Raw genomic sequence first — 8193 nt, forward strand, 5'->3', positions numbered from 1 at the left:
CCGGACGGGTCGGTGATTCTGGCGACGGACGTCTGCCCGCTGCCGCCGCCGCCGCCGCCGCCGCCGCCGCCGGAGCCTGTCCGCGGCTAAGCGACGCGAGTCGGATTGGGCGCCTTCGAGACTGGCGTCCTGGGACAAGAAACACCGGTCGGGGCCTTTGCCCCGGCCGGTTTTCTTTTGCGCTGCGGGTCGGGCGGTTCAGCGGCGGTTTTTTGGTCGCAACGCGAGGGGCACGAGCGCGAAAGGCGCTGGCCCTTGCTTGTTGTGCAAAAAGAGGCGGAGCTCGGGAGAGCGCCGGCGCGATCAGCCGCTTTAGCGGCTCGCTACTCGCTGCAGCGCAGCCTTGTCCCAGCCGTAGACATCGGCCGTGTAGGTGATCTTCCCGTCCCTGGGCTGCGCCGTCAGATAGGTCAGGTAGATCGGAACTCCACGAGGCAGCTGGATATGCTGCTCGGGATCGGCCGACGGTGCGACCGGATCGTAGCCGAGAAGCCAGCGCGCAAAGCGGGGGGCATCCTCGAGCCGCACACAGCCGTTGCTCAACGCGCGTTGAGACTTGGCGAACAGGTCCTTGGCCGGCGTGTCGTGGAGGTAGATGTTGTGATTGTTGACGAAGGGAATCTTCATCGTCGCCATGAAATTCTGTCGCCCCGGCTTCTGCCGGATCCGGATCTGCTTCTTGCCCGCGACGACCGCCTTCCAGTCGATCTGATCGGGAGGAATGACCGCCGAATTGGCTGTCCAATCGGCCATCACCTCATAACCGCGGGATTTCAGATAGCCGAAACCCTGGCTGAGGACGTTTGGAGCAATCGCCTTCCGAACGAGGTGGTCAGGCGAGTCCCAATAGGGATTGAGAGTGACGTAGTGAACGAAGCTCGCGATCATCGGCGTCGGGAACTCATCGGTCCCGACGATGATCTTCATCGAATCGATCGGCTGACCATTCTCGAACATGGTCATTCGCTGCCCGGCCGCATCGACCACGACGAAACGCCCGGTGCCGGGGATCGTCCGCGCCCGTTCAAGATTCACGAGTAGCCGCGGATCCGGTGCAAGGTTGCCGGCGGCTTGCGCCTGCTGCCACGCGGTCTCGCGAAGCTGAGCGTATATGGAGTTGACCCTGGAAACCTGAACCAGATGCTGGTCCAGCGACGGAGCACCGACGGCTGTCAGCAGGATTTGATCGCTTCGCGAGCCCTGCGGCATCAGCACGGGACTTGCGTAATCCATGTTGGGCGTCGGGCGCTTGAGCGCCTGGACGTACATCACCCAGGCCGACGACAGCATCTGCTCGGCGGCCATGACGTTGGCGGGCGTGCCGGTGGACGCACGCGCGATCGCGGCCTCCACCTGGGCCGCGAGCTGGGGACCGGAGGCGAGGCCATCGAAGTGGGCGCGCCTCAGGATCGCGACGAGCCTTCCGGCCGCGGGATTCGCGACACCGCCGCGGAACCACATCGGCGACGACCGGTAGGTGCTGTAGAACGCCGAGACGGCGCCCGAGGTGGGCAGGCTCGCCGGCTGGAACATCGCACCCGCAACGGATTGCTGCGCCGAGGCCGAGGTCGCCCAAAGCGCCGGGACGATCATCGTCGCGCAAGCAATGGACCGAAGGAGCTGCGATTTCATGCCTGTCCTCTTAGCGACGCAAATATGAATGACGCCGGTATGGGCGTTCGCGTGGAAATTGCCATGCCGTCACCGGAAAGTCAGCGACTTCGGGCCATTTTCAAGACGACAAGACCGTTTCTGGGGCCCGAATGTGTCCGCCGGGCACCACTTGCCTTTGCTCCACCCCCTCTTGGTGATTGGCGATTTCCATCGCATAGGCCCCCATTCACCGGCGCCTTGAAGGGGGAACATGGACATCCAGGGAATATCGGCGGTGGTCACCGGCGCGGCGTCGGGGCTCGGCGAGGCGACGGCACGCGAGCTGGCCCGCCGCGGCGCCAGGGTCGCGCTGTTCGACCGCGACGCCGACAAGGGGGAGCGAGTGGCTTCCGAAATCGGCGGCCTGTTCTGCGAAGCCGACGTCACCAGTGACGAGAAAGTCGCGGCGGCCTTCGCCAAGGCCCGCGAAGCGCACGGCCAGGAGCGGGTGCTGGTCAATTGCGCCGGCGTCGCCAACGCCGCCAAGACCGTCGGCCGCGACAAGGAGACCGGGGCGATCAAATTCTATCCGATGCAGCAGTTCGAGCTGGCGATCGCGATCAACCTGGTCGGGAGCTTTCGCTGCATCGCCCATTCCGCCGCCGGAATGGTGACTCTCGACCCGCTCGACGACGGCGAGCGCGGCTGCATCATCAACACCGCCTCGGTCGCCGCCCAGGACGGACAGATCGGCCAGGCAGCCTACTCGGCCTCGAAGGGCGGAGTGATGGCGATGGCGTTGCCGATCGCTCGCGACCTGATGAACGAGGGGATCCGGGTCAACACCATCCTTCCGGGAGTGTTCAAGACGCCGATGGTGGCGATGATGCCCGAACATGTGCAGGAGGCGCTCGGAGCGCAGGTTCCGTTCCCCAAGCGGCTCGGCAAGCCCGGGGAATATGCCCAGCTCGCCTGCTTCATGGTCGAATCGCGCTACATGAACGCCGAGTCGGTCCGGCTCGACGGCGGCATCCGAATGGCGCCCAGATAAGTTGCACGAGCTGCGGCTACTCGACGAAATCGCGGTCGCCGCGCGCGAGGCCGGCGAGGCGATCGTCGAGATCGTGCGCCGCGGCTTCGAGGTCGAGGCCAAGCCCGACCGGTCGCCGGTCACCGAGGCAGACCGGGCGGCCGAGCTGATCATCCTCGCCGCGCTCGCCCGCGCCGCGCCGGGCGTCCCCGTGATCGCCGAGGAAGAAGTGGCCGCCGGGCGAATTCCCGCCCACGGCGACACCTATTTTCTCGTCGACCCGCTCGACGGCACCAAGGAGTTCGTTCGAGGCGGCGACGATTATACCGTCAACATCGGCCTGATCGTGGGCGGCTCGCCGCGGCTGGGAGTGGTGTTCGCGCCCGCGAGTGACGCGCTCCATGGCGGCGTGGCCGGCCACGGCGCCTGGGTCGAAGCGGGCGGCCGCAGGCGCGCGATCGCGACCCGCGAGCCGGGAGAGCCGCTGGTCGCCGTCGCTTCCAAGTCGCACTTCAACCAGGCGACCGCCGAATATCTCGAGCATGCGGCGAACGGCTGCGGCCATGTCGCAATCGGCTCGTCGCTCAAATTCTGCATCGTCGCCGAGGGGCGGGCGGACATCTACCCGCGACTGTCGCCGACCAGCGAATGGGACACCGCCGCGGGCCATGCGGTGCTGCTTGCCGCCGGCGGCCGAGTCGACGGACCGGACGCAGCGCCGCTGCGCTATGGCAAACGCGCGTTCATCAACCGCGGATTTGTCGCCACCGGCGGGTGGCTAGCGCCGGCGATCGGTCCGTGGCTCGAGGAGTTCGCCGGCGGCGGAGACATCCCGCAAGGGGTCTAATCGGCGCGCCGCCGGTTCCACGGCGTAAATCCGGTCCAAAACGGATCAATCGGCCGTCGCACGCTCGCGCGGCCGGCACGGCGCAGCGCATCGACCTCGAGCCGGATGGCTTCCAGGCGCTGGTTGATTGCGGCCGCCTCGGCCGCGTCCTGTTTCGAGGACTCCAGCGCCCGCGCCAGCCGCTGCGCCCGATCAATCGCCTGGGCGAGCTCGGCCAGCCAACGCGCTTGCTGCACCGCGGCTGCCTGTTGTTCATCGCGGTCCACTCCGTTCGCCTAGGTCCGGCAAATTGCGAGGACATTGGGGAAACCTCCAATGCGGAGCCAAAACCGCCTGACTTTTCTCCACATTGCGCGTTATTAACTTAGGTGGAATATATCCCCTTGGAGCATGTATGGGCTATTTGCCCGGCGGTTCCTTCGGTTTGTCCGGTTTGTTACCCTTGCCGGTCTTTTGGGTAGCCTTTGTTGGGGTCTTGGTTCGCCCGCCAGCGCGAGCTTTCAGGCGCGGGAGGTCAAACAGGTCGCCTTGCTTGGCCTTCTTCCTCCCCTCTCGTTCCTTGGTCCAGTCCGTGAGGAGGTAGAACCTCGGCTCGTCACGGGTCATGTTGGTTCGACTACTGTAATATTCGAGCAACTCTCCGTATTCGTTGCCCCCCTCATCCTCGTAGACATATTTCACTCTTATGATCGCGTGGGCCTTGGTGGGTTCAGCGTCCCATTGCTCCTTGGTGAAGCTGAGCGGCGTGAAGGCCCGTCGGCAGGCCTCTGGCGCGGCAACATCGAGGTAAATCCTATCCGCTTCAGTGAACTCACGGGCAGTGTTCAAGGACTCACTGACAAAGCTCTGAATGAACGCCTGGATTTTTCGGGCTGGAGTCCGTCCAAAGTTCTTGAGCACAATGATCACACGAAAGTGCCGCTCAAGAAGCGTTTCGACCTCGATCCGATCGACGAACAAATATGGTCGAAGCTCAACCTTCGAGACTATTTGCATGTGCTTCAGCGCGCGGCGACTCTGGCGCGAACCAACGCCAGCCCAGCGAGCGGCAATGCGAGTTTGCTTAAAGGTGACGAAAATCAGGACAACGCCAACAGTGCTGAGAATCAACGCGCCCACAGAGACGAGAGCGATCACCAGCGTCCAGAGAGCCATGCTCTCTTGGGCGGCAAGATCGTCCTTAGTGCGCTGGCGGTCTTCTGCGGCCTGTGGGTCATTGTTCTGAGCTTCAACCACGCGCACCAAGCGGCCCAAGCTTTCCGCGATCGCTGGGTCTTCGGGTGGGCGCTGATCGCGATTGGCGGCGCCAGTCTGCCGACCGCTGCGCTGTTCTACTGGCTGGGGGCTTTGAGCGGCTAGCATGAGCCACGCCAGCACCCACCAAAGGACTAGTCTGCCCCTCATGGGCGCAGTCTGTTACACTAGCGACGGAAAGGCAAAAAAATGGCCGAACCAGAAAAGCGTTTCGACAAGCTTCTCAAAGCAATGGCGGAAGGCGAAGCCCCTAGCGCGAAAAAGAATGCATCAGCCGGTCGAGCATCAGGTGCGGAACGGCGCGCATGTTCCAGCGATACTCAAACTCGCCCAGATACTTCGGGAGATGCTTCGCGCTGACATGAATGTGGGTGCCGTAGATGCCCCGCTTCAGCATCGCCCAGAAGCCCTCAAGACGGTTCACAGTGCATCCGGTCGGGCTGACATACTGGCCCGCCGAGTGGTTCACGGTGTCGTGCCTGAAGCCGCAGTCGCCAAGCGTCGTGTAGCTACGCAGCCCGTCAGTGTGGACATTGGTTCCCGGCAGGACATGCGCCTGAACGACCGGCACAAGCGAGTGACGCCGCACATCGGGAACGACGCGGGTTATGAGCTCGCCGCCCTTTTCCAGCATCCGAAGGACGACATGCTTTCCGCCAGCGTAGCGACCGCCGCCCGTGCCCGTGGCGTTGCCGCCGATGCTGGTTTCGTCAATCTCAACAATCGAGCCACAGCCGCCCAAGGGATCGTCGCTGTCGAGCGAGGCCATGTATTTCCGAATTTCACGGCACATCCGCCACGCCGTTTTGTAGGTAACGCCGATCTCGCGCTCCACGCGCTTGGCGGCAACACCATTCCGCGTCGAGCAGAACAGGAACATCACATAAAACCAGTCGCGCAAGCTGGTCCGCGTCCGGTCGAAAGGCGTGCCGGCGGTCGGGTAGAGCTGATGGGCGCACCAATTGCACTGATACGAACGGCGCGCCTTCACGCGGCTGTATTTCGCTGGGCGGCCGCATTTCGGGCAATCGAAGTTCGTGCCGTAGCGCACCTGAAACAGGTGATCGAGACATGCCGCTTCGGTCGGGAAGCGGTCCTGAAACTGCCGGAGGGTCGGTGCCTTAGTCTTTGCCATTCCCTCTTATGGCACACCCATTTACATGTTTCAAGGGGATATATTCCACTTAGGTTGCTCGGTGTAGCCTTTTCGAAGGGTGTGCCATGGACGCGTATTTGACCGACGAGCGAAATCCCCAATTTGGATTCGATCGACCCCCGATCCTGATCGCCGGCGACAGCGACGCCGCGCTCGAGCGAGCCGCTCGAACCGTTGAAGCGTCCGGGCTGAGGATCGCCGACCGGGTCGGGCTTGACGAAGCGCCCGGGCGGATCGACCGGCAGGTTGCCGCCTCCGCGCTGTGGGTCGAGCTCGAGTCCGACCGAGGGGCATCGATGGACCGGTTGCTCGACCATGTGAACCGGGACGCCGGCCACGGCCGTTACCAGGCGATCGTCGCCGCGCCGTCCGAGTTGCTCGACATGGTTGCGGCGAGGCTGACCGATGGAAGCGTCGAGCTGCTGGTCGACGGGGACGACGCCGACCGGGCGGCCGCTTTGGCGGTCGCGCTGACGGGCTCCCACCGGCCCGAGCGGTTGTCGGACGTCGGCTCGGACCGCAACGCGATCCGGCTTCGCCAGCTGAGCGACGAAGTCAGCCGGATCGCCTCGACGCTGGCTCGACTGTCGACCGGCCCGGCCTCGGTTGCGCGGCCGACGGAACAGCCGCCGACCGCCGGCGACGTGCCGGAGGTCTCGGCCGAAATGGTCCGGACAGTGATCCGCGCGCGACGGCTGCGCTCACGCTATTTCGACGAGAACATCTTCGCCGATCCGGCGTGGGACATGCTGCTCGACCTGCTTCAGGCAGAGATCGCGCAGCTTCGAGTGCCGGTCTCGAGCCTGTGCATTGCCGCATCGGTCCCGGCGACCACCGCCCTGCGCTGGCTGAAGTCGATGACCCAGCAAGGAATGTTCGTTCGCCGCGCCGACCCGCACGACGGCCGCCGGGTGTTCGTCGAGCTCGCTCCGCAGACGAGCCAGTCGCTGCGCCGCTATTTTGCCGACGTCGGCCGGCCAGTGACCGTCTGACCGAACGAGCCGGGGCTTCGAGGGTGGTGGGCGCTGACGGGCTCGAACCGCCGACCCTCTCGGTGTAAACGAGATGCTCTACCAGCTGAGCTAAGCGCCCCTGAAACGGCGCTTCCGTGCCACGCTCCAGTTGTGTGGACAAGAGCGGCCGCCAAGAGTTGCCATCACCGGGAGTTGGCGCCGCCTACAGTTGGACCCAGCCCAGCAGGATGAGCAGGACGAGCGTGCCGAGCGCGGAGATCAGCAGCGAGGCGGCACAGCCAAGCCGGTTCGAAAACAAGAAGAACAAGCGACGCCTCCGGGACCTGGATCGGAAGGCGTAACCGCCGGCCCTCCTAAAGGCTCCGCACCAATCGGCTCGCGACTGCAAGCCACGGCGGATCGGCGACGACGCTTTGCCGGCCGCCGGCGCCGGGCGGAAGCAGATGGAGCTTGCCGGGCTGTCCGTTGCCGGCTTCGCGGCCGATCAGCCGCCCGAAAAGGAAGCGCCCCGCCGGCCTCGGGACGAGGACGTCGCGGTTGAGGGCGCGGGCATAATCCTCGGGCTGCAGCATGTCGCACCAGATCTCGTCGCCCGCCCGATAATCGCCGACGCTGGCCGAGACCGTCACCGCCACCTGCCCGGCCCTGGCGCTCGGCGGGACCACGACCGCCGCTCGCCTGGGCGCGGTCGCGCCATTGGCGCCGAGGATCGCGACGACCGCGAGGTCGGTGCGCTCGCCATGGTCGACGAGGTCGGACGCCTCGACCTCCAGGGCGGCGGCGATGCGGTTGAGCCAGCCGACCGAGACGGTCCGGGTGCCGGTCTCGAGTCGGCCGATGGTCTGCGGGGTGGTCGGCGGCTCGCAGGCCCTCGCGACGTCGTCCAGCGTCATTCCCCGAGCGCGGCGGACTTCCCGGATTCGCGTGATCATCGCCGATCCTCTCCAAAAAAGTGTAACCAGGCTGGTTTTTTACTGTCCTACAGTTTCGCCTCTGTGGCAAGAGACGATCACGCCGCATGGGTTCGGGAGAGATAAGATGGCCAAGGTTCAACCAACGCGGCTGCTTCGCGAGCGGGCGATCGGCCCGAGTGAGGCGCCATCGCCTTCCGGCAACGGCCCGGCGGTTCGGCGCCCGGCGCGTTCGGTGACCGTCAATCTTGCCGAATCGCCGCTTGGCTGGCTGTTCGCGCGCGGCTTCGTCACCCGCAATCAATATGACGCCGGCGAACGGCTCCGGCTTGACTGGGAGCGGTCCGAGCTTGCCCCCAACGTCACCATGTCGTGGGATGCCGCGCCGATCGCCCGCGGCCGGGGCGGGGCGTCGCCCGGCCCGGAGC

Annotated in this window: 10 protein-coding genes and 1 tRNA gene; 5 read left to right on the forward strand and 6 right to left on the reverse strand. The window is 65.2% G+C overall.

Features of this window, described 5'->3' with window-relative positions; translation table 11 throughout:
• Positions 1-312 precede the first annotated feature (312 nt).
• Positions 313-1632, reverse strand: coding sequence for a L,D-transpeptidase family protein (locus H0T81_RS10885; protein WP_294012963.1), 1320 nt, complete (start codon positions 1630-1632; stop codon positions 313-315).
• A gap of 232 nt (positions 1633-1864) precedes the next feature.
• Here H0T81_RS10885 and H0T81_RS10890 point away from each other — a divergent pair, with 232 nt between their 5' ends.
• Both H0T81_RS10890 and cysQ read left to right on the forward strand, forming a co-directional pair.
• Positions 1865-2644, forward strand: a complete 780-nt coding sequence (locus H0T81_RS10890; RefSeq protein ID WP_294012965.1) for an SDR family oxidoreductase — start codon at positions 1865-1867, stop codon at positions 2642-2644.
• 1 nt (position 2645) lies between these two features.
• Positions 2646-3470 carry a 3'(2'),5'-bisphosphate nucleotidase CysQ gene (cysQ, locus tag H0T81_RS10895; protein WP_294012967.1) on the forward strand — a complete coding sequence of 275 codons (825 nt, stop codon included), beginning with the start codon at positions 2646-2648 and terminating at the stop codon, positions 3468-3470.
• Here the strand turns inward: cysQ and H0T81_RS10900 are convergent.
• Both H0T81_RS10900 and H0T81_RS10905 read right to left on the reverse strand, forming a co-directional pair.
• On the reverse strand, positions 3467-3736 hold the full coding sequence (locus H0T81_RS10900) for a hypothetical protein (protein ID WP_294012968.1): 270 nt from the start codon (positions 3734-3736) through the stop codon (positions 3467-3469). The two genes, cysQ and H0T81_RS10900, sit on opposite strands and share 4 nt — an antisense overlap.
• A 133-nt stretch (positions 3737-3869) precedes the next feature.
• The gene (locus H0T81_RS10905; RefSeq protein ID WP_294012971.1) at positions 3870-4379 is read right to left on the reverse strand and encodes a hypothetical protein; all 510 of its coding nucleotides are present in this window, start codon (positions 4377-4379) and stop codon (positions 3870-3872) included.
• 6 nt (positions 4380-4385) lie between these two features.
• Here H0T81_RS10905 and H0T81_RS10910 point away from each other — a divergent pair, with 6 nt between their 5' ends.
• On the forward strand, positions 4386-4829 hold the full coding sequence (locus H0T81_RS10910) for a hypothetical protein (RefSeq protein WP_294012974.1): 444 nt from the start codon (positions 4386-4388) through the stop codon (positions 4827-4829).
• 145 nt (positions 4830-4974) lie between these two features.
• Here the strand turns inward: H0T81_RS10910 and H0T81_RS10915 are convergent, their stop codons facing one another.
• Positions 4975-5859, reverse strand: coding sequence for an IS1595 family transposase (locus H0T81_RS10915; protein WP_294012976.1), 885 nt, complete (start codon positions 5857-5859; stop codon positions 4975-4977).
• An 86-nt stretch (positions 5860-5945) separates the two neighbouring features.
• Between H0T81_RS10915 and H0T81_RS10920 the strand changes: the two genes are divergently transcribed.
• On the forward strand, positions 5946-6872 hold the full coding sequence (locus tag H0T81_RS10920) for a MarR family transcriptional regulator (protein WP_294012978.1): 927 nt from the start codon (positions 5946-5948) through the stop codon (positions 6870-6872).
• A gap of 24 nt (positions 6873-6896) precedes the next feature.
• Here the strand turns inward: H0T81_RS10920 and H0T81_RS10925 are convergent.
• Both H0T81_RS10925 and H0T81_RS10930 read right to left on the reverse strand, forming a co-directional pair.
• Positions 6897-6972, reverse strand: a tRNA-Val gene (locus H0T81_RS10925).
• 235 nt (positions 6973-7207) lie between these two features.
• Positions 7208-7786 carry a helix-turn-helix transcriptional regulator gene (locus tag H0T81_RS10930; RefSeq protein ID WP_294012980.1) on the reverse strand — a complete coding sequence of 193 codons (579 nt, stop codon included), beginning with the start codon at positions 7784-7786 and terminating at the stop codon, positions 7208-7210.
• 106 nt (positions 7787-7892) lie between these two features.
• Between H0T81_RS10930 and H0T81_RS10935 the strand changes: the two genes are divergently transcribed.
• On the forward strand, positions 7893-8193 hold a 301-nt coding region (locus H0T81_RS10935; protein WP_294012983.1), incomplete at its 3' end, for a DUF6456 domain-containing protein.

This window comes from Sphingomonas sp. (assembly GCF_013812825.1).
Classification (GTDB): Bacteria; Pseudomonadota; Alphaproteobacteria; order Sphingomonadales; family Sphingomonadaceae; genus Sphingomicrobium.

Coding starts and splice junctions, on each gene's coding strand:
- H0T81_RS10920 (WP_294012978.1), top strand. CDS start 5,946: ATGGACGCGTATTTGACCGACGAGCGAAATCCCCAATTTGGATTCGAT.
- H0T81_RS10930 (WP_294012980.1), bottom strand. CDS start 7,786: ATGATCACGCGAATCCGGGAAGTCCGCCGCGCTCGGGGAATGACGCTG.
- H0T81_RS10885 (WP_294012963.1), bottom strand. CDS start 1,632: ATGAAATCGCAGCTCCTTCGGTCCATTGCTTGCGCGACGATGATCGTC.
- H0T81_RS10890 (WP_294012965.1), top strand. CDS start 1,865: ATGGACATCCAGGGAATATCGGCGGTGGTCACCGGCGCGGCGTCGGGG.
- H0T81_RS10915 (WP_294012976.1), bottom strand. CDS start 5,859: ATGGCAAAGACTAAGGCACCGACCCTCCGGCAGTTTCAGGACCGCTTC.